Source organism: Rhodanobacter sp. DHB23 (genome assembly GCF_014842975.1).
Lineage (GTDB): Bacteria > Pseudomonadota > Gammaproteobacteria > Xanthomonadales > Rhodanobacteraceae > Rhodanobacter_A.
Map to the genome: position 1 here is coordinate 223,722 of NZ_JACYXK010000025.1, position 18,516 is coordinate 242,237.

Below are 18,516 nucleotides of genomic sequence, written 5' to 3' on the forward strand. Positions count from 1 at the left end.
GCCACCCGCTCCCGACGGGAGCGGGGATCAGCGGGTGTCTTGCGCCAGTGGCACGTCCAGCCGCAGCGCGGCGCCCTGGCCGGGGCCGGCTTCGATGGCGAGCCGGCCGTCCATGCGCGCGGCACGGTGGCGCAGGCTGGCCATGCCGGCGCCGCCGGCGCCGTGGTTGGCCGGGTCGAAGCCGCGGCCGTCGTCGCGCACTTCCGCGCGCAGGCGGTCGCCATCGCGCTGCACGCGCACGTCGACCCGGTGGGCGGCGCTGTGCTTCAGCACGTTGGTCAGCGCCTCCTGCAGGAAGCGCAGCAGGTCGAGGCTGCGGGCGGCGCCGAGGTGGCAGTCGTCCAGGCCGTCGAGTCGCCAGCGGCTGTCGATGCCGGCAAGGTCGAGGCGCTGGCTCCAGCGGTGCCGCAGCGTCGCCAGCAGGCCGGCGAGGTCGGTGTCCTGCTCGTGGGTGGTGGTGTCGATCACCAGGCGCAGGTCGTCGCGCAGTTCCTTCAGGGTGGCGACGGTGCGCGCGGTTTCCGGCGCGGGCGGGGATTGCTCCAGCGCGGCGATGGCGCCGAGCAGGCTGCCGCCGAAGCCGTCGTGCAGGTCGCGCACCAGGTTGAGGCGTTCGCCGATGCGGGTGTTGTCGAGCGCCAGTGCGTGTTCGCGCGAGAGCGTGTCGGACAGCCGCGCGGTGGCCACGTCCACCTCATGGCGCAACTCGACGTTGAAACTTTCGACGCGGCGCATCGCGGCGCTGAAGCGCCAGGCCACCGCGAAGCCCATGCCGACCAGGGTGAGCGGCGAGGTGACTGCGCCCAGGTCGTTGTTGCTGGCGGGGAGTACCTCGAAATAGACCAGCATATCGACCAGCGATACCAGCACGGGCGCCGCCAGGCAGGCGGCCAGCACGCGCAAGTCGGCGCGCGGCGTGCGCGCCGCATGCCACTGGAAGGCCAGGATGGCCGCGTAGTCGAGTGCGATCGTGGGCACGATCCAGAGGTTGCGCCACGCCCCCATGGCGTGCGGCGTGGACAGCGCCATCAGCAGCGCCGCAATGGTGGCCAGCAGCAGCACGGTTTCCGTCCGCCGCCAGCGCAGCCCGCAGAAGCGCAACAGGAACACGCAGAACGTGGTGCCCGAGGCCAGGAACATGGCGGCGTTCATCCCCTCCCAGGCATCCGTGCCCGCCAGGGGCCAGGTGCTGGTGGCCACGAAGTTCCAGGCGTAGGCGGCGCCGAACAGGGTGGTGAGGGCGTACCAGCCGAATACCGTTTCCCGCCGGCGCAACAGCCAGAACATCAGGAACAGCACGCCCAGCACCGCGCTCAAGGCGAAGTTGAACAGGTGGATGTCGAAGCGCCAGAACATCGCGCGCCGGTAGCCGGCACGGACCGTCGCGGGGTCGCCGATGCTGACCGTGCCGAGGCCGGGCTGGTAGGCGGCCAGGCCGGAGACGCGCACCAGCAGGGTGTTGTCCCCCGCGCGCAGCAGCGGGCGGTCGAGCAGGAAGTACTGCGGCACGGTCCAACTGCGCGACAGCGGTTCGACCAGGTGCGCATCGCGATGGACCAGGCTGCCGTTGACCCGGACCTCGTCGGCCATGCAGACGTAGTCCAGCAGCAGGCCGATCGGCGCATCCGCATCGGCCTGGTTCCAGTGCAGCCGGTACCACACCACGCCATCGTGCCGCGGCCAGCGCTTGTTCCAGTAGTCCATCAGTTGCACCGGCACCCAGCCGGTGGCGGGCGGCGCGTCGGCGTTCCAGCCGGAGGGCGCCGCTTCGGCCTGCTGCAGCGTGCGGATCCGCGCCGCCGGCGATTCGTCCGTTCCCTGCCGCGCGCAGGCGGCCAGCAGCGCCAGCAGGCCAAGCAGCAACGCGACGCGCCAGCGCGCCATCAACGCAGCAGGCCGCGCGACTTGGCCGCGAACACGGCGGCGGTGCGCGAGCCGACCGCCAGCTTGCGGTAGATCTTCTTGGTGTAGTCCTCGATGGTGAAGCGCGAGAGTTCGGTCAATTCCGCGATCTCGCGGTTGCTGTGGCCGCGCGCCACCAGGTTGAGGATCTCGGTCTCGCGGTCGGACAGCGCATGCTCGTCGCCGTTCGCGGTCGCCGCGGGCTGGGCGGCCGGCAGCAGGGTCAGGATGCGTCGGGCGACGAAGGGGTCGATCGGCGCGCCGCCGCGGCGGATGTTCTGTAGCGCGAGTTCCAGCTCGACGTCCTCGCGTTCCTTCAGCAGGTAGCCGATCGCGCCGGCCTGCAGGGCGGCGAGCACGACCTCCTCGTCGCCCCAGGCCGAGATCACCACCGTCGTCACCTGCGGGTGATGTGCATGCAGCCAGCCGATCAGCTCGATGCCGTTGCCGTCGGGCAGGCCGATGTCGACCAGGGCGAGGCGGGGCACCTGCAGCGCGATCCGCGCCCTGGCCCCGGCGATGCTGGCGGCGGTGTCGATGGCCTGCACGCCGCCGCCGGCCAACCCGCCGAGCAGGCGCGCGAGGCGCCGTTGCGTCGCGGTGTCGTCCTCCACGATCAGCGCCGGGTCGAGTTCGATTCCGTCGGTCGTCGCCATTCCCTGCATCCAGCTCTGCTCGGTGGATCCATTATGCGTGGATCGCGTCGCAGCTTCATGTGGCCGGCCTGGCATTTGCCTGCGAGGCCGCGGCCCGGCGTGCTTCAGTCGGGCCGGGCGAAGGCATCGCGCGTGAGGTTTTCCGGCGCGCCGTCGGTGCAGGCCACATCGTCCTCGATGCGGATGCCGCCGTAGGGGCGGAAGGCGTCCACCCTGGCCCAGTCGATGTCGGCGGCGACCGGCTTGTCGCGCAGTCCGGCCAGCAGCATGTCGATGAAGTACAGGCCCGGTTCGATGGTCACCACCATGCCCGGCTGCAGCACGCGGGTCATGCGCAAATACGGATGGCCTTCAGGGCGCGGGATGCTGCCGCCGTGTTCGCCCTGCTGGAAGCCGGCCACGTCGTGCACTTGCAGGCCGATGGAATGGCCGAGGCCGTGCGGGAAGAACGCGCTGGTGACGCCGGATTCCACCGCGCCCTCGGCGCTCATGCGGATGAGGCCGTGCTCGCGCAGCACGCCGGCGATCACGTGGTGGGCGTGGATGTGCAGTTCGGGATAGCCCTGGCCGGCGCGCACCCTGGCCACGAAGCCCTGCTGCGCGGCGTCCATGCTTTCGACCAGCGCCTGGAACCCGGCGTGGCCGTGCGCCGCGTAGGTGCGGGTGATGTCGCTGGCGTAGCCCGCGCAGCTGGCCCCGGCGTCGATCAGGAAGGAGCGGTGCCCGGCCGGCGGCGTGCGGTCGAAGTGCATGTAGTGCAGCACCGCGCCGTGCTCGTTGAGGCCGACGATGCTGGCGTAGGGCAGTTCGGCGTCGGTCTGCCGCGCGGCGGCGAGGTAGGCGAGGTGGATGCCGAATTCGCTTTCGCCTGCGCGGAACGCGGCTTCCGCCGCGCGGTGGGCGCGCGCGCCGATGCGGCTGGCCTCGCGCATCAGCGCCAGTTCGTAGGGCGTCTTGTACGAGCGGTGCCAGTGCAGGTAGTCGAGCACGGCCTGCGGGTTGTTGGCCGTGACGCCGTCGATGGCGGGGCAGGCCGGCGCGAGTACCGCGCTGTGTCCCTTTGGCAACTGCGCCACGGCTTCCGCCGCGCTGCGCACGGTGACGATGTCGAAGTGTTCCACCCAGTAGCCGTGCGGCGCCTCCGGCACCACGTGCCAGTAGTCGCGTGGCTGCACGAACACCAGCTTCGGCTTCGCGCCCGGCGTGTAGGCGATCCAGCTGCCGGGCGCGTCGGCCAGCGGCAGCCAGTGCCTGAAGTGCGGGTTGGCGACGAAGGGGTAGTCCTGGTCGTCGAGGAACTTGCCCAGTGGCGTGCCCGCGGCGACCAGCAGGTGGTCGAAGCCGCCCAGCGCCAGTGCTGCATCGGCGTGCTTGCGCAAGGTGGCAAGGTGCGCGGTGTAGAGCGGGACAAGCGACGCGTTCATGCGGGTTCCGGCGTGGGTTGGGCGGCGTGCAAGTGTAACGTGCGGCGGAAACGCGTCTGGCCGTTTCGTGGAACATCTGCACGCTTTACGCTAGGGGCGTTTGGCTTTTGCCCGTCATTCCGGCGAAAGCCGGAATCCAGTGCCTTTGGCTTTGGCGGTTCACAGAAACTGGATTCCGGCTTTCGCCGGAATGACAGGCAAGGCCAAGGCCCGAGTTTCCCAGGCGCTTCACTCACCCGCTCAAGCAGGTAGTCTGCATGGCCGACGTCGCCACCGTCTTCAACGAGAACATCACGCCCTACGCCCCCGGCCCGCGCACCGAGGCCGAGCCGCCGGTGAAGCACGTCGTGGTGGTCGGTGGCGGCACGGCGGGCTGGATGACGGCGCTGCTGCTGGCCAATTCCGACTACGGCCCGCGCCTGCAGGTGACGGTGCTGGAGTCGCCGCAGGTGGGCATCATCGGCGTGGGCGAGGGTTCCACGCCGTGGTTGCGCGGCTTCTTCGACGGGCTGGGCATCGAGGAATCGGAATGGATGCCCGCCTGCAACGCGACCTACAAGAACGGCATCCGCTTCGACGGCTGGAGCACCCGGCCGGGCTACGCGAGCTACTTCCATCCGTTCGCGTCGATGCTCGACAACATGACGATGACGCAGTTCATCGACAACGTGCATCGCCGGCTGGAAGGCGAGGACGTGGAGGCCCACCCCGACCGCTACTTCATCGCCGACCGGCTGGCGCGCAAGGGCCTGGGGCCGCGGCCGCGGCACGATTTCCCGTTCGACGTGTGGTACGCCTACCACTTCGACTCGACCCTGCTCGGCGCCTTCCTCGGCAGGAAGGCGGTGGAGCGCGGCGTGCGCCATGTTTCCCGCCACGTCAACGAAGTGACCTTGAACGAACAGGGCGACATCGCCGCGCTGCAGTTGGACGGCGGCGGGACGCTGGCGGCGGACTTCTTCGTGGACTGCACCGGCTTCGCCTCGCTGCTGATCGGCAAGGCGCTGAAGACGCCGTACGTGTCGTTCGCCGAGAACCTGTTCAACGACGCCGCGGTCGCCATGCCGTCGCCCGCCGACGGCTACCGCGAACGCCCGCTGCATGGCGAGACCGTGTCCACCGCGCTGCGCCATGGCTGGATCTGGAAGATCCCGCTGGCGCACCGCCAGGGCAACGGCTACGTATACAGCACCGCGCACTGCTCGCCGGACGAGGCGGAGACCGAGATGCGCGTCCACCTCGGCCTGCTCGACGATCCCACGCCCGCGCGCCACCTGCGCATGCGCGTGGGACGCGTCACCAAGCATTGGAACCGCAACTGCGTGGCGATCGGCCTGGCGCAGGGCTTCATCGAGCCGCTGGAGGCCACCGCCCTGCTGTTCGTGCAGCGCACCGCGTCGATGCTGGTGAAGGCGCTCGAGAAAGGCGACCTGGGCGAGCAGGCGCAGGACGCCTTCAACGACGCGATCAACGACCGTTTCGAAGGCACGCGCGACTACGTCGTCACGCACTACAAGACCAACACGCGCACCGACACCGACTACTGGCGCGCCAACGCCGCCAACGTCAACCTGTCGCAGCCGCTGCAGCGCCTGCTGCGCACCTGGCTGTCCAGCCGTCCCATCGTGGGCGGCTTGCAGCAGGGCAGCTACGGCCGCGGTTACCCGGCGATGTCGTGGTACTGCCTGCTGGCCGGCATGGGCCTGTTCCCGGACATGCCCGGGACGCCCGCCGCGTCGCCCGGCAGGTTGCGCCACAACCTCGCCGCGATCGACAACCTGCTGGAACGCAGCGCCGCGAATTTCCCCGAACACCGCGCCCTGCTCGCGGACATCCCGCCCCGGCCCACGGAATCCTCGCTGCAGTTGTACCTGTGGTGACGACGGGCATTGTCCACAAAGGGGTTCGCCGCTGGACGGATGACTTCATTGTTCCGCGGCAGGAGCGGCTTCAGCCGCGATGTGCTTCAGGTTTCCCGGGTGCTTCACCAAAAGCATTCGCGCACAGGGTGCTCCTACAAACGGGGGTTGGGGCGCAAAAGGGCGGGGCGCCGACCCTCAGCCCTGCCGCAGCCAGCGCTCCAGCAACTGCCCATGGCTGTTGCCGACCGCGATGATGCGGTAGCCGGCCCAGAACTGCCCCGGGCTGGCGGCGGGCTCGTGCCATTGCTCCTGCAGCCCGAGCTCGACGTGGCCGCCGGCGTCGGGCAGGGCGATGCGCACCTGGTAGATGCCCTCGCTGCGCGGCTCGCGGCCGCCGATCAGCAGCAGGCCGCTGGCGGAGACGTTGCATACGTTGCCCAGTGGCTGCTCGGCGATGGTGTCGATGGCCACGATGCCGGCATCGACCGGCTTGCGCGGTGCGCGGCGCTGGTCGCGCGTGCTCATGGGCGGGCTCCGGGCTGCTTGGCCGGGGAAGGTCGGGTGGTGCGCAGCAGGCTGCCGGTGAGCGAATGCCAGGCGCGGTCGAGCAGGCCGTCGCGTTGCGCCGGCATTTCGCGCACCTCGCCGCTGGCCATGGCGCGGGCCAGGTCGCGCAGGTTCATTTCCTCGCTGCGCTGGCCGCGGCGGGTGATGAACAGGCTCTTGCCGGTGACCGGCGAGAACCAGGCCAGCTTGCGCCGGCTGGTCTGGCCGGTGGCGCGGTCGGTGAATTCGAACCAGCTGCCGTAGGGCAACTGGCGCAGGCGGTTGTGGATGCGCGCTTCCTGCGGGCCCAGCGGCGGTTCGTGGCCGTCGTCCGACGTCGCGGCGTGCTTGCCCTGCGTCGACTCGCCCAGCCGCTGGCGCTGCTTTAGGCGCAGCGCGAGGTCGGTGGCGCTGGGCAGTTCCGCGGCATGCGCCGGCGGCGCGGCGGTCGCCGGCGCATGCGTCTCCACTGCCGGCGTGTCCCGGGCGGCGGCGCCACCCGGCGGCGACGGCACGGCGGCAGGCGGCGTGGCGGTCGTGGCTTCCACCGTGCCTTCGCCGATCAGGCGCAGCGCCACCTGGCTGGCTTCCTCGGCGTGCATGCCGATCTGCTGCAGGCCGGCCTGGACTTCGCGGCGCAGCAGGCCGGGATCGTCGGTGGGCAGGCGACCCAGCAGTTCGTCGGTGACGCGCAGGCGCTGCATGAAGAGGGGGCTGCCTTCGCCGTGTTGCAACACGGCGAGCGCCAGCACGTCGGACCAGGCGCGGTCGAGCAGGGTGCGCAGCAGGCCGCGCGGCGGGTTCTCGGCGTAGCGCTCGGCCAGCAGCTCGCTGGCGCGATGACGGGCCAGGTCCAGTCGCTCGCGGCCCTGCATGGCCTCGACATGGCGGCGCTCGGAGGTCTGGGCGCGGCGGCTCAGCTGAGCGAGGTGGTGCTCGATGTCGGCCAGCAGGCTGGTGTAGAGCCCGGCGCTGGGCGGCTCCCTGCGCGCGCGCTCGACCAGCTGGTTGAGCCGGGCGGTGAGTTGCTGGTCGGCATCGCCGTCGGTGCCGTCCAGCCAGTCGTTGGCGGCGTCGGCCACCACGCCGAGCAGGCGGCGTGCGGGGTGCTCCTGCTTGTCGAAGAAGTCGCGGTCGGTGACGGCGAGGCGCAGCATCGGCAGTTGCAGGTCGCCGAGCACGGAGCGGGCCTGGGGACCTTCGTGCAACTGCTTGCCGAGCTGCTCGAACAGCATCGCCATCAGTTCCACCGTATCGTCCTGCTCGGGGCTGAGCCGGGTCGGCACGGCGCCCGCGGGTTTGCCGGCGTTGAGTTGCAGCAGGAGTTCCTCGCGCAGGCGCTGGGCGCTGCGCAGCTCGCGGCTGGCGTTGTCGGTGACCTGGGCCAAGTGCTGCTGCAGGGCGCCCAGCGCGGTCTGCAGTTCGTCCGGCGAGGCGGCCTGCCCCGCGGCGACGCCACCGCCGCCGCCGGTGCGGCGCTGGGAGAGCAGGTCGCGCAGGGTTTCCAGCACGGTGATCGGCGCCTGCGGCGCGCCGTGGTTTTCCGCGCCGGTGGAAGCGGACGTTTCGCCGCCGGGCGTGGTGCGCGCGCCGGGCGCGGGACGCGGCGGGGCGTAGGGGCGGAGTTGCGGCAGCAGGCCGTCGTCCAGCAGCAGGGTGTTGACCACCGTGTACAGCGGCTCCGCCGCCGTGATGAGCGCCTGTTCGAAGGTCTGCAACAGCAGTTGCCGGTGCTCCGACGGCAGGTCCAGCGTGCCCATGGCGACGCGCAGGGCTTCGGCAAGCCCGACCGGTCCGATCGGCAGGGCCGCCCCTTCCAGCGGCGCGGCGCCGACCAGCACGGCGAAGCGGTAGGAGAGTTCGGTCAGCAGCTGGCCATGGTGCGCCTCGCCGCGCGCGGCGAGCTTGTCCAGCGCGGCAAGCAGTTCGTGTTCGCTGAGCTCGAGCAGGCGCAGCGGCTGGTGCATGCGGGCGGTGTCGTCGCTTTCCTCGACTTCGCCCAGGCGCGCGAAGCCGTCGCGCAGGTGGTCGGCATAGGCCTGCATGAAGGCCGGGCGCTGCATCTGCAGCTGCGCGCGGCTGTCGATGCATTGCTGCTGGGCGGCGTGGCTGCGCGCGTGCTCGGCCATCTGGTACAGCTCCTTGTCGAAGCGGTCCAGGCACTGTTGCAGCGCGGGTTCCAGCCATTGCGCGCACTGCGGCCCGATCACGTTGAGCAGGCGCTGCGTGCGCGCGGGCCAGCGCGGGCGGATCGGTCCGCCTGTCGCGTTGGTGGCTTGTGGTTTGCGGTGCTCTGCGTCCATGACGCTTTCCCGATGATTCCCCTGCGCGGCAGTGTAGGCGGGTTGCCGCGGGGCCGCCATGGCCGGGGCCGCTCCCCGGCGCCTGCGCACGGTCCCCATGGTTCATGCCGGGAGCCGCCTGCGCGCAGGCCAGGGAAGGGGGCAGCGGATGTCCGCCCGCGCTCAGTCGAGGAAGCTTGCGATCACGTCGTTGAGGAAGCGCTGGCCCAGTGCGGTGGTGCGCAGCTGTTGCGCGTCGTCGGCGAGCCAGCCGCGCCGGCGGGCCTCGGCCAGCGGCGCGGCGATGCGTTCCGGCGGCAGGCCGGTGCGGGCGGCGAAATCCGCCAGCGGCACGCCGTCGATCAGGCGCAGCGCGTTGAGCATGTATTCGAACGGCAGTTCGTCGGCGCCCACGATGCTGTCGCCGCCGATGCGCTGGGCGCTGGCGCCGGCTTCCATGTAGGCGCGCGGGAGGCGGGTCTTCCAGCGGCGGCGCACCGTGCCCGCCGCGGCATCGCTGAGCTTGCCGTGCGCACCGGCGCCGATGCCGAGGTAGTCGCCGAACTGCCAGTAGTTGAGGTTGTGCGTGCAGCGCCGCCCCGGCTGCGCGTAGGCGGAAATCTCGTACTGGCCGTAGCCCGCCTCGGCCAGGCGCGCCTCGCAGGCTTCCTGCATCGCCCAGGCATGGTCGTCGTCGGGCAAGGGCGGCGGGTTGGCGGCGAAGGCGGTGTTCGGTTCCAGCGTGAGCTGGTAGTGCGAGATATGCGTGGGCGACAGCGCGACCGCGCGCTCCACGTCGGCCAGCGCGCCGTCCAGCGTCTGCGCGGGCAGCGCGTACATCAGGTCGAGGTTGAGATTGGCGTAGCCGGCATCCTGCGCCGACTTCACCGCCGCCTCGGCCTCGGCGGCGGAGTGGATGCGGCCCAGGCGCTTCAGCTTGTCGTCGTCGAAGCTCTGGATGCCGAAGGAGAGCCGGTTGACGCCGGCCTTGAGATAGCCGTCGAAGCGGCCGTGCTCCACCGTGCCTGGATTCGTTTCCAGCGTGGTCTCGCAGCCGGCCGCGAACGGCAGGCGCGCGCGCGCGCCGTCGAGGAAGCGCGCGACCAGTTCCGGCGCGAACAGGCTGGGCGTGCCGCCGCCGAAGAACACGCTGGCGATTTCGCGGGCGTGGACGGCGGCGCCGAAGTCGCGCAGGTCGGCGTCGAGGTCGGCCAGCAGCAGGTCCACGTACTCGGCATACGGCGGCGGGGCGCCGCGCAGGCCGTGCGAGTTGAAGTCGCAATACGGGCACTTCTTCACGCACCAGGGCATGTGCACGTAGAGCGACAGCGGTGGTGCGGCGAGGCTCATCCCGCGTGCAGTTCGCGCAACCGCTCGCGCAGCAGGACCAGCGCCTGGCCGCGGTGGCTGAGCCGGTTCTTCAGCGCGTCGTCCATCTCGGCCACGCTCTGCGCGTAGCCGTCCGGCAGGAACACCGGGTTGTAGCCGAAGCCGCCGGTGCCGCGACCCTCGCCGAGGATGCGGCCGTGCCAGCGGGCTTCCGCAATCAGCGGCGCGGGGTCCTCGGCATGGCGCAGCAGCACCAGCACGCAGATGAAGAAGGCGCCGCGTTGTTCCTGCGGCACGCCTTCCAGCGCATGCAGCAACTTGGCGTTGTTGGCCGCGGCGTCGCCGTGGTTGCCGCTGTAGCGCGCCGAATACAGGCCGGGCGCGCCGCCGAGATGATCCACGCACAGCCCCGAATCGTCGGCCAGCGCGGGCAGGCCGCTGATGCGCGAGGCGTGGCGTGCCTTGAGCAAGGCATTCTCGACGAAGGTGAGGCCGGTTTCCTCGACATCCTCGATGCCTAGCTGGCCTTGCGGCACCACGTTGAAGCCGCTGTCGGCGAGCAGTGCGCCGAACTCCTTGAGCTTGCCGGGATTGCCGCTGGCGAGAACGATCTTGGTCATGTGAGCAGGTCGAAGGCAGGGGCGTAGTCCACGCGGCCGTGGCGGCCATCGAGGCCGCCGGGACGCAGGGCCTGCGCCATGAAGGCGTCGCCGCCGTCGTAGGTGTCGTGCAATCCGCTTCGCGCGGCGGGGGCGAAGCCGAAGCGTGTGTAGTAGCCGGGTTCGCCCAGAACCACCACCAGCGAGTGGCGGCCAGCTTCACGCAACGCACCCAGCGAGGCCTCGATCAGTGCGTGGCCGATGCCGCGCCGCTGCCATGCCGGCAGTACGCCAACCGGAGCCAGCCCGAGCGGCTCGCCATCCCCGCCATGTTCGATGCGTACAGGCGAATACAGCACGTGGCCGACGATCCCGCCGTCTGCCTCGGCCACCCATTCCGCCCTGCTGTCGCCGGCTTCGCGCAGGCGCTGCACCAGGTCAGCCTCGTCGTCGCGGCCGAAAGCGGCGCGTTCGACGGCGAGCGTCGTCGCCAGTTCCTGCGCAGTCGCCTGCAGCGGGCGCAGGATCAGGTTCACGCCTGTCCCAGCGCGGCGCGTTGCGCGGCGACCAATTCGGCGATGCCTTTCTCGGCCAATGCCAGCAGCGCGTCCATTTCGTCGCGGCGGAAGGCGTGGCCCTCGGCGGTGCCCTGCACTTCGATGAAGCCGCCGCCGTCGTTCATCACCACGTTCATGTCGGTGTCGCAGTCCGAGTCCTCGGCGTAGTCGAGGTCGAGCACGGGCACGCCCTTGTAGATGCCCACCGACACCGCGGCCACGGCGCCCACGATGGGGTTGCGCTTGAGGTTCTCGCGCTGGACCAGGTCGTTCACCGCATCGACCAGGGCCACGTAGGCGCCGGTGATCGCGGCGGTGCGCGTGCCGCCGTCGGCCTGGATCACGTCGCAGTCCAGCGTGATCACGCGTTCGCCCAGCGCCTGGCGATTGACGCAGGCACGCAGGCTGCGGCCGATCAGGCGCTGGATTTCCAGCGTGCGCCCACCCTGCTTGCCGCGCGCGGCTTCGCGGTCGCTGCGCGTGTGGGTGGCGCGCGGCAGCATGCCGTATTCGGCGGTGACCCAGCCCTCGCCCTTGCCGCGCAGGAAGCCCGGCACCTTGTTCTCCACGCTGGCGGTGCACAGCACGCGGGTGTCGCCGAAGCTCACCAGCACCGAGCCTTCGGCATGGCGGGTGAAGTGGCGCTCGATGGAGACGGCGCGCAACTGGTCGCTGGCGCGACCGCTGGGACGGCTGCCTGAAGGAGATGGCTGGTTCATGGGGGCGATTGGGCAAGGCTGGGCGGGAAAGTTTACCATTGCGGTCTTTCCCGCCGTTCGCAGGCCGCCGATGATCCGCAGCATGACCGCCTACGCCTCCGCCGAATCCGGTGGCCCTGCTGGTGCGCTGAGCTGCGAATTGCGCACGGTCAATCACCGTTACCTGGAACTCTCGCCGCGCCTGCCGGACGAGTTGCGCAGCCTTGAATCGGCATTGCGCGAACGCATCGCGGCGAAGCTCTCGCGCGGCAAGGTGGACGTGACCGTGCGCGCCCGCAGCGACGTGCAGCGCGAATCGCTGCAGGTCAACAATGCGCTCCTGCACCAGCTCTCCGAGCTGAACCTGGACCTGGTCTCGCGCTTCCCCGGCATGCAGGTGCAGTTCACCGAACTGCTGCGCTTCCCGGGCGTGCTGCAGCAGGATGCGGCCGATCCCGAAGCACAACAGGCCGCCTTGTTCGAGGTGCTCGACCGTGCGCTCGACGCGCTCACCGCCACCCGCGAACGCGAAGGCGCGAAGCTGGGACAGATCCTGCGCGAGCGGCTGGACGCGATCGAGCGCATCGTGCTCCAGGTGCGCGAATGGATGCCGGAAATCCGCGTCGCGTTGCGCGCCCGGCTGGAGGCGCGGCTGGCCGACCTCAGGCAGCCCGCCGACCCCGGCCGGCTGGAGCAGGAGCTGGTGCTGCAGATCACCCGCAGCGACGTGGACGAGGAACTCGACCGCCTCGCCACCCACATTGCCGAGACGCGCCGCGTGCTGGGCCTGAAGGAGCCGGTGGGCCGCCGCCTCGACTTCCTGATGCAGGAGTTCAACCGCGAGGCGAACACGCTGGGCTCCAAGTCGGTGGACGCGCGCAGCACCAATGCCGCGGTGGAGCTGAAGGTGCTGATCGAGCAGATGCGCGAGCAGGTGCAGAACATTGAATGAGCGCATCCGGCAGGCCTTGGCCCTCTCCCCAACCCTCTCCCCGAAGGGGAGAGGGAGCAAACGTGTTGCGCGGCTTTATGAGTATTGAAGCGGGCACCCTGTTCGTGGTCGCCGCGCCCTCGGGTGCCGGCAAGTCCACCCTGGTCAACGCGCTGCTGGAGCGCGAGCCGGCGATCTCGCTGTCGGTCTCGCACACCACGCGGCCGCCGCGGCCTGGCGAGCAGTACGGGCGCCACTACTACTTCGTCGAGCGCGCGGAGTTCGAGCGCGAGATCGCCGAAGGCATCTTCCTCGAGCACGCCGAGGTGCATGGCAACCTGTACGGCACCTCGCGCGACAAGGTGGACGCGCTGCTGGCGCAGGGCCGCGACGTGCTGCTGGAAATCGACTGGCAGGGCGCGGCGCAGATCCGCAAGGGCAAGCCCGATTGCGTGAGCGTGTTCATCCTGCCGCCGTCGCGCGCGGAACTCGAACGCCGTCTGCGCGGTCGAGGTTCGGACGCGCCGGAGGTGATCGAGCGCCGCCTCGCCAACTCGCGCGGCGAGATCGCCCATGCCCACGAGTTCGACTACATCATCGTCAACGACCGCTTCGAGGATGCGCTGGACGAATTGCAGGCCATCGTGCGCGCGGTGCGCCTGCGCAGCGCGCTGCAATGCCGGCGGCACGAGACCTTGATCGCCGAACTGCTGGCCTGAACGCCACGCCGTCGCCCGGGATGACTCCCGGCTTGGCGGCCTTCCGCCGCTCCGCTAACGTAGCCCGCTTATGAATGCCGCCGCCTCCCCCGATGACACGCTGATCCGCATCCGCGGCCTCACCACGGTGCTGAACGGCAAGAAGGTCTTCGACGCGCTGGACATGGACATCCCGCGCGGCAAGGTCACCGCGATCATGGGCCCCAGCGGCACCGGCAAGACCACCCTGCTCAAGCACATCACCGGGCAGATGCGCGGCGACGCGGGGCAGATCCTGGTCGATGGCCGGAACGTGCCGGAATTGAACCGCGAGGCGCTGTACGCGCTGCGCGAGAAGATCGGCTACCTGTTCCAGAACTCGGCCCTGCTCACCGACTTCGACGTGTTCGAGAACGTGGCGTTCCCGTTGCGCCAGCACACGAAGTTGCCGGAGGTGCTGATCCGCAACCTGGTGCTGACCAAGCTGCAGGCGGTGGGCCTGCGCGGCGCGGCGCAGCTGATGCCCAGCGAGCTTTCCGGCGGCATGGCGCGGCGCGTGGCGCTGGCGCGCGCGATCGTGTTCGACCCGATGCTCATTCTTTACGACGAGCCCTTCGTGGGCCTCGACCCGATCGCGCTGAACCAGGTGCTGAAGCTGATCCGCACGCTCAACGAGACGCTGGGCATCACCAGCGTGCTGGTGGCGCACGAACTGGAGGCGATCAAGCAGGTGGCCGACCACATCTACCTGATCGCGAACGGCAAGGTGGTGGCGCAGGGCGATCCCAGGACCATCGCCGACGACGGCTCGCCGTGGACGCGGCAGTTCTTCGGCGGCGAGGCGGACGGCCCGGTGCCGTTCCAGTACCCGGCCGGCGATTACGCCGAGGCGCTGGGCTTCCCGCGGGGTACTACGGCATGAACGCGCGCATCGGCAACGACAACGTGGTAACGCAGGCGCTGGGCCAGATCGGCAACTGCGGGCTGTTCCTGCTGCAGGTCCTTGCGGCGATCCCGCGCAGCCTGCGCCACGGGCGCGAGACGGTGCGCCAGCTGTGGTTCACCGGCGCGATGAGCCTCACCATCATCATGACCTGCGGCCTGTTCGTGGGCATGGTGCTGGAGCTGCAGCTCTACCACGTGCTGTCGATGTTCGGCAGCACCTCGATGAGCGGCACGGTGGTGGCGATCGCCACCTACCGCGAACTGGGGCCGGTGGTCACCGCGCTGCTGTTCGCCGGTCGCGCCGGCACCGCGATCACCGCCGAGATCGGCCTGATGCGGGCCACCGACCAGATCGCCGCGATGGAGCTGATGGCGGTCGATCCGCTGGCCTACGTGGCCGCGCCGCGCTTCCTCGCCGGGCTGGTCGCGATGCCGCTGCTGTGCTGCGTGTTCTGCGCACTGGCCGTGTTCGGCGGCCACCTGGTGGGCGTGTCCTGGCTGGGCATCGACAACGGCACGTTTTGGTCGAACATGACCGCCACCGTGGACGTGTGGCAGGACATCGTCAGCGGCGTGATCTGGAAGAGCCTCGCCTTCGGTGCGGTGGTCTCGTTGATCGCCGTGTTCCAGGGCTATACCGCGCCGCCCACCAGCGAGGGCGTGGCCTATGCCACCACCCGCACCGTGGTCGCCTCGTCCATCGCCATCCTGGCGCTGGACTTCGTGCTGACCGCGTTCCTGATGTGATCCGCATGACTACACGTTTCTTTTCGAGGATGTTGCCGTGAGCCAGAGAAAATCCTATGCCGTCGGCACCGGCCTGTTCATCGTGCTCGGCTTCGCCGCGCTCGCCTATCTCGCCACGCAGACCAGTTCGGTGGCGAACCGCCAGCAGGGCGCCAGCTACACGGTGGACGCGCAGTTCGAGAACATCGGCCAGCTGAAGGAGCGCGCCCCGGTGAAGATCGCCGGCGTGCGCGTGGGCCAGGTGCAGGCGATCGCGCTGGAGCCGGGCAAGCCGGTGGCCGACGTGAAGCTGGCGATCGACAAGCGCTATGCCGACATCCCCGCCGATTCGGTGGCCACGATCTTCACCAGCGGCCTGCTCGGCGACCAGTACGTGGGCATCGAGTACGGCCATTCGAAGAACCACGTCGCCGACGGCGGCAAGCTGGCGCTCACCCGTTCCAGCGAGCCGCTGGAGGAGATGCTCGGCAAGTTCTTCGGCGCCGGCGGCGCAGCCGACAACATCGGCGGCAGCTACCGGGTGACCGCGCGCTTCAGCAACGTGGGCACGCTGTCGGTCGGCTCGCCGGTGAAGATGGCCGGCGTGCCGATCGGCCAGGTGGCGTCGGTACAGGCCGAGCCGGCCAAGCTCGATGCGCTGGTGACGCTGGCCATCGACAACCGCTACGACCAGATCCCCGACGATTCCGCCGCGGCGGTGTTCACCAGCGGTTTGATCGGCAGCCAGTACGTTGCGATCCAGCCCGGCGGCTCGCCGGACATGCTGAAGAACGGCGACGAGATGATCCTCACGCAGTCGGCGATGCAACTGGAAGACCTGATCGGCAAGTTCCTGGTCAACGGCTCCGGCAGCGGCGACGGCAAGCAGGGCGCCAACCCGCCGACCACCCCCGCCGGCAAGCATTGAGCCGGCTGCGCAACAGACACTGGAGTTTCCGCATGATGCGTCATCTCGCCCTCGCCCTCGCCGTTGCCCTCGGCAGCGCATTCGCCGCGCCCGCTTTCGCCCAGCAGGCGGCCCAGCAGCCTGCCGCCCAGCAGACCCCGACGCAGGTGGTGCAGGGCATCGCCCAGCAGCTCGACAGCGCCGTGGCCGGCCACCAGGCCGAGCTGAAGCAGAACCGGGAGAAGCTGATCGGCATCATCAACAACGTGTTCCTGCCGCACTTCGACGTCGACTACGCGGCGATCCTGGTGCTCGGCCAGCACGCGCGCGAAGCCTCGCCTGAGCAGCGCGCGCAGTTCTCCAAGGCGTTCTACAACTCGATCACCCGCCGCTATGCGGAAGGCCTGCTCGACTACACCTCGGGCGCGGTGAAGGTGTTGCCGGCTACCGCCGGCGACGACCTCAACGACAAGCGCAGCGTGGTGCGCACCCAGGTGGCCACCGGCGACGGCAAGACGGTCTCGGTGGATTTCGCGTTCCGCAAGACCGCCAGCGGCGAGTGGAAAGCCTATGACGTGTCGATCGAAGGCATCTCCTACATCACCAACTACCGCAACCAGGTCGATGCGGAGATCCGCAAGGTCGGCCTCGACCAGCTCATCAAGAACCTGCAGACCCAGGGCGACCAGGCGCTGAAGTCGATGGAGCAGGACAAGGGCAAGGCCAGTGGCGGCTGACGACGCGTTCAAGCTGGACCGCGCCACGCCCGGCACGCTGGGCATGTCCGGTACATTGAGCTTTGCCACCGCGACCACGGCCCTGCAGATGCTGGACGACGCGCTGCGCGCGGGCGACCGCCCGCAACTCGACCTTGCCGGCGTGCGCAATTGCGACAGTGCGGGCCTGGCCTGCATGCTGGCCGTGCTGGCCGGGGCGCGTCAGCGCGGTCAGGCCGTGGGCCTGCGGAATGTGCCGGCGGGCCTGCGCACGTTGGCGCAGGTCAGTGGAGTGGAAGCCCTGCTGGTCTGAGCGGTGCCGGGATGCACGCGAAAACGGGGCCGATCGGCCCCGTTTTCGTGTGCACGACGTGCTTCAATTCTGCGAGGGCTGCTGCGCCGGCGTGGTCGCCGGTTGCGCCGAGCCGTGCTGCTTCTCCCATTGCTTCTGTTGCTCCAGCAGCTCGTCGGGATCGAAGCCCTGCTGATCGACGCCCTGCAGCTTGTCGACCACCGCGGCCGGCGGGTTGCCGTCGTACAGCAGGTAGAGGCGACGCTGGCGGTAGGCATCGCGCATGAAGGCATACGGGTCGTAGGCCGTCTGCAGGAAGCCTTCCGCGTCGATCAGCTGCGCGCGCATCGTCACCACATACAGCACCTGCGGCAGGTAGTACTCGCCGAAGTTGAAGCCGTGGTTTTTCGCGATCAGGCTCAGCGGATCGAAGAAGTAACCGTCCACCGGATAGCGCCACATGTCGCGCAGCGTGCTCGGGCCGAGCAGGGGCAGCATCACGAAGTCGCCATCGGGCATGCCCCAGCGCGCCAGGGTGATGCCGAAGTCGGTGGTCTGCAGCGGCAGGCCCAGCTTGCTGGCTGGATCGAACAGGCCGCCCACGCCGACGGTGAGGTTGATGAAGAAGCGCCCGGTATTGCCCAGCGCCTGCGAGGGCCGCGCCTGCAGCAGGTCGTTGGCCACGGTGACCGGCAGCTCGATGTTGGTGAAGAAGTTGTTCACCGAGCGCCGCATGCCCGGCGTGGTCACCTTGCGATAGCCCACGGCAGCAGGACGCAGCACCGCCTTGTCCAGCGTGTCGTTGAGCGCATAGACCTTGCGGTTGACCTTCTGCAGCGGGTCGTCGGTGCGCGGCGGCGCGATCGCGCAGCCGGCCAGCAACGCCAGCGCGAGGAGGATCAGGCTGCGACGCAGCAGGGGAAGTCGGAATAGTCGAAGCATGGGGATGCAATCGCGGCCAGAGTGGGGAAGCGGCTGGTGGAGCGCCTGAGGTGCAATAGTGTACCGACTGGTTTTATATCCTGCACGCGTTTCGTTCCGCTTTCGCATTCCGTGGCGCACGCCTTTGCACCGGCGTGGTTCGCGTTGCCAGCCCAAGGTCCGCTGCTCTAAACTGTCACTCTGTATAAGTCTCTATTCCCTAAGGATTTGGCATGGCACGCATTACCGTGGAAGACTGCCTCGAGGTGGTCGACAACCGATTCGAACTGGTATTGATGGCGACCAAGCGCGCCCGCCAGCTCGCCAAGGGTGCCGAACCGGCAGTCAACCCGAACAACGACAAGCCCTCCGTGCTGGCGCTGCGCGAGATCGCCGGCCGCCGCATCGACCAGGCCACCATCGACGAGATCGACAAGGCCGAGCGCGAGCGCGCCGAGCGCGAGGCGCTGGAGTGGGCCGCGGCCGAAGTGGACGACGACCTCAAGGGCGGCGACGATTGATGGA

19 protein-coding genes are annotated in these 18,516 nt (G+C 69.6%); 9 read left to right on the forward strand and 10 right to left on the reverse strand.

Annotation, left to right across the window (positions count from 1 at the left end):
• Positions 1–27: 27 nt before the first annotated feature.
• From IHE47_RS08050 to pepQ, 3 genes are all read right to left on the reverse strand, one after another.
• Positions 28–1,884 (reverse strand): ATP-binding protein, encoded by a 1,857-nt coding sequence (locus IHE47_RS08050; RefSeq protein WP_192105373.1) that lies wholly within the window; start codon positions 1,882–1,884, stop codon positions 28–30.
• Complete coding sequence (locus IHE47_RS08055) at positions 1,884–2,558, reverse strand: response regulator transcription factor (RefSeq protein ID WP_192105374.1); 675 nt, start codon at positions 2,556–2,558, stop codon at positions 1,884–1,886. The genes IHE47_RS08050 and IHE47_RS08055 overlap by 1 nt, the downstream gene beginning before the upstream one ends.
• A 104-nt stretch (positions 2,559–2,662) precedes the next feature.
• Positions 2,663–3,982: a Xaa-Pro dipeptidase gene (pepQ, locus tag IHE47_RS08060; RefSeq protein WP_192105375.1), complete on the reverse strand. Its 1,320-nt coding sequence runs from the start codon at positions 3,980–3,982 to the stop codon at positions 2,663–2,665.
• A 257-nt stretch (positions 3,983–4,239) separates the two neighbouring features.
• On the opposite strand from pepQ, the gene IHE47_RS08065 reads away from it, so the two are divergent.
• On the forward strand, positions 4,240–5,862 hold the full coding sequence (locus IHE47_RS08065; RefSeq protein WP_192105376.1) for a tryptophan halogenase family protein: 1,623 nt from the start codon (positions 4,240–4,242) through the stop codon (positions 5,860–5,862).
• Between the two features lie 177 nt (positions 5,863–6,039).
• On the opposite strand, the gene IHE47_RS08070 is transcribed toward IHE47_RS08065, so the two are convergent.
• The 6 genes from IHE47_RS08070 to rph all read right to left on the reverse strand — a co-directional run bounded on the left by IHE47_RS08070 (position 6,040) and on the right by rph (position 11,876).
• Positions 6,040–6,369 (reverse strand): PilZ domain-containing protein, encoded by a 330-nt coding sequence (locus IHE47_RS08070; protein ID WP_192105377.1) that lies wholly within the window; start codon positions 6,367–6,369, stop codon positions 6,040–6,042.
• Positions 6,366–8,693: a DUF1631 family protein gene (locus IHE47_RS08075; protein ID WP_192105378.1), complete on the reverse strand. Its 2,328-nt coding sequence runs from the start codon at positions 8,691–8,693 to the stop codon at positions 6,366–6,368. The genes IHE47_RS08070 and IHE47_RS08075 overlap by 4 nt, the downstream gene beginning before the upstream one ends.
• A 162-nt stretch (positions 8,694–8,855) precedes the next feature.
• Positions 8,856–10,022, reverse strand: a complete 1,167-nt coding sequence (hemW, locus tag IHE47_RS08080; RefSeq protein WP_192105379.1) for a radical SAM family heme chaperone HemW — start codon at positions 10,020–10,022, stop codon at positions 8,856–8,858.
• The gene (gene rdgB, locus IHE47_RS08085) at positions 10,019–10,621 is read right to left on the reverse strand and encodes an RdgB/HAM1 family non-canonical purine NTP pyrophosphatase (protein ID WP_192105380.1); all 603 of its coding nucleotides are present in this window, start codon (positions 10,619–10,621) and stop codon (positions 10,019–10,021) included. The genes hemW and rdgB overlap by 4 nt, the downstream gene beginning before the upstream one ends.
• Positions 10,618–11,136 carry an N-acetyltransferase gene (locus IHE47_RS08090; protein WP_343227457.1) on the reverse strand — a complete coding sequence of 173 codons (519 nt, stop codon included), beginning with the start codon at positions 11,134–11,136 and terminating at the stop codon, positions 10,618–10,620. The genes rdgB and IHE47_RS08090 overlap by 4 nt, the downstream gene beginning before the upstream one ends.
• Positions 11,133–11,876: a ribonuclease PH gene (rph, locus tag IHE47_RS08095; protein ID WP_192105381.1), complete on the reverse strand. Its 744-nt coding sequence runs from the start codon at positions 11,874–11,876 to the stop codon at positions 11,133–11,135. Before rph ends, IHE47_RS08090 begins: the two co-directional genes overlap by 4 nt.
• Positions 11,877–11,946: 70 nt before the next feature.
• Here rph and IHE47_RS08100 point away from each other — a divergent pair, with 70 nt between their 5' ends.
• The 7 genes from IHE47_RS08100 to IHE47_RS08130 all read left to right on the forward strand — a co-directional run bounded on the left by IHE47_RS08100 (position 11,947) and on the right by IHE47_RS08130 (position 17,091).
• On the forward strand, positions 11,947–12,807 hold the full coding sequence (locus tag IHE47_RS08100; protein ID WP_192105382.1) for a YicC/YloC family endoribonuclease: 861 nt from the start codon (positions 11,947–11,949) through the stop codon (positions 12,805–12,807).
• A gap of 77 nt (positions 12,808–12,884) precedes the next feature.
• Positions 12,885–13,505, forward strand: a complete 621-nt coding sequence (gene gmk / locus IHE47_RS08105) for a guanylate kinase (RefSeq protein ID WP_192105383.1) — start codon at positions 12,885–12,887, stop codon at positions 13,503–13,505.
• Between the two features lie 70 nt (positions 13,506–13,575).
• Positions 13,576–14,406: an ABC transporter ATP-binding protein gene (locus IHE47_RS08110; protein ID WP_192105384.1), complete on the forward strand. Its 831-nt coding sequence runs from the start codon at positions 13,576–13,578 to the stop codon at positions 14,404–14,406.
• The gene (mlaE, locus tag IHE47_RS08115) at positions 14,403–15,176 is read left to right on the forward strand and encodes a lipid asymmetry maintenance ABC transporter permease subunit MlaE (RefSeq protein WP_192105385.1); all 774 of its coding nucleotides are present in this window, start codon (positions 14,403–14,405) and stop codon (positions 15,174–15,176) included. The genes IHE47_RS08110 and mlaE overlap by 4 nt, the downstream gene beginning before the upstream one ends.
• A 37-nt stretch (positions 15,177–15,213) precedes the next feature.
• Positions 15,214–16,083: an outer membrane lipid asymmetry maintenance protein MlaD gene (gene mlaD, locus IHE47_RS08120; protein ID WP_192105386.1), complete on the forward strand. Its 870-nt coding sequence runs from the start codon at positions 15,214–15,216 to the stop codon at positions 16,081–16,083.
• 32 nt (positions 16,084–16,115) lie between these two features.
• Positions 16,116–16,799: an ABC transporter substrate-binding protein gene (locus tag IHE47_RS08125; protein ID WP_192105387.1), complete on the forward strand. Its 684-nt coding sequence runs from the start codon at positions 16,116–16,118 to the stop codon at positions 16,797–16,799.
• Positions 16,789–17,091 (forward strand): STAS domain-containing protein, encoded by a 303-nt coding sequence (locus tag IHE47_RS08130; RefSeq protein WP_343227458.1) that lies wholly within the window; start codon positions 16,789–16,791, stop codon positions 17,089–17,091. Before IHE47_RS08125 ends, IHE47_RS08130 begins: the two co-directional genes overlap by 11 nt.
• 63 nt (positions 17,092–17,154) lie before the next feature.
• Here IHE47_RS08130 and IHE47_RS08135 read toward each other — a convergent pair whose 3' ends face one another.
• On the reverse strand, positions 17,155–18,012 hold the full coding sequence (locus IHE47_RS08135) for a VacJ family lipoprotein (RefSeq protein ID WP_192105388.1): 858 nt from the start codon (positions 18,010–18,012) through the stop codon (positions 17,155–17,157).
• A gap of 212 nt (positions 18,013–18,224) precedes the next feature.
• Here IHE47_RS08135 and rpoZ point away from each other — a divergent pair, with 212 nt between their 5' ends.
• Complete coding sequence (gene rpoZ / locus IHE47_RS08140; RefSeq protein ID WP_192105389.1) at positions 18,225–18,512, forward strand: DNA-directed RNA polymerase subunit omega; 288 nt, start codon at positions 18,225–18,227, stop codon at positions 18,510–18,512.
• Positions 18,513–18,516 lie beyond the last annotated feature (4 nt).

Coding starts and splice junctions, on each gene's coding strand:
- IHE47_RS08135 (WP_192105388.1), bottom strand. CDS start 18,012: ATGCTTCGACTATTCCGACTTCCCCTGCTGCGTCGCAGCCTGATCCTC.
- IHE47_RS08050 (WP_192105373.1), bottom strand. CDS start 1,884: ATGGCGCGCTGGCGCGTCGCGTTGCTGCTTGGCCTGCTGGCGCTGCTG.
- rdgB (WP_192105380.1), bottom strand. CDS start 10,621: ATGACCAAGATCGTTCTCGCCAGCGGCAATCCCGGCAAGCTCAAGGAG.
- IHE47_RS08075 (WP_192105378.1), bottom strand. CDS start 8,693: ATGGACGCAGAGCACCGCAAACCACAAGCCACCAACGCGACAGGCGGA.
- IHE47_RS08125 (WP_192105387.1), top strand. CDS start 16,116: ATGATGCGTCATCTCGCCCTCGCCCTCGCCGTTGCCCTCGGCAGCGCA.
- rpoZ (WP_192105389.1), top strand. CDS start 18,225: ATGGCACGCATTACCGTGGAAGACTGCCTCGAGGTGGTCGACAACCGA.
- IHE47_RS08070 (WP_192105377.1), bottom strand. CDS start 6,369: ATGAGCACGCGCGACCAGCGCCGCGCACCGCGCAAGCCGGTCGATGCC.
- rph (WP_192105381.1), bottom strand. CDS start 11,876: ATGAACCAGCCATCTCCTTCAGGCAGCCGTCCCAGCGGTCGCGCCAGC.
- mlaE (WP_192105385.1), top strand. CDS start 14,403: ATGAACGCGCGCATCGGCAACGACAACGTGGTAACGCAGGCGCTGGGC.
- IHE47_RS08065 (WP_192105376.1), top strand. CDS start 4,240: ATGGCCGACGTCGCCACCGTCTTCAACGAGAACATCACGCCCTACGCC.
- IHE47_RS08110 (WP_192105384.1), top strand. CDS start 13,576: ATGAATGCCGCCGCCTCCCCCGATGACACGCTGATCCGCATCCGCGGC.
- IHE47_RS08100 (WP_192105382.1), top strand. CDS start 11,947: ATGATCCGCAGCATGACCGCCTACGCCTCCGCCGAATCCGGTGGCCCT.
- IHE47_RS08055 (WP_192105374.1), bottom strand. CDS start 2,558: ATGGCGACGACCGACGGAATCGAACTCGACCCGGCGCTGATCGTGGAG.
- hemW (WP_192105379.1), bottom strand. CDS start 10,022: ATGAGCCTCGCCGCACCACCGCTGTCGCTCTACGTGCACATGCCCTGG.
- gmk (WP_192105383.1), top strand. CDS start 12,885: ATGAGTATTGAAGCGGGCACCCTGTTCGTGGTCGCCGCGCCCTCGGGT.
- pepQ (WP_192105375.1), bottom strand. CDS start 3,982: ATGAACGCGTCGCTTGTCCCGCTCTACACCGCGCACCTTGCCACCTTG.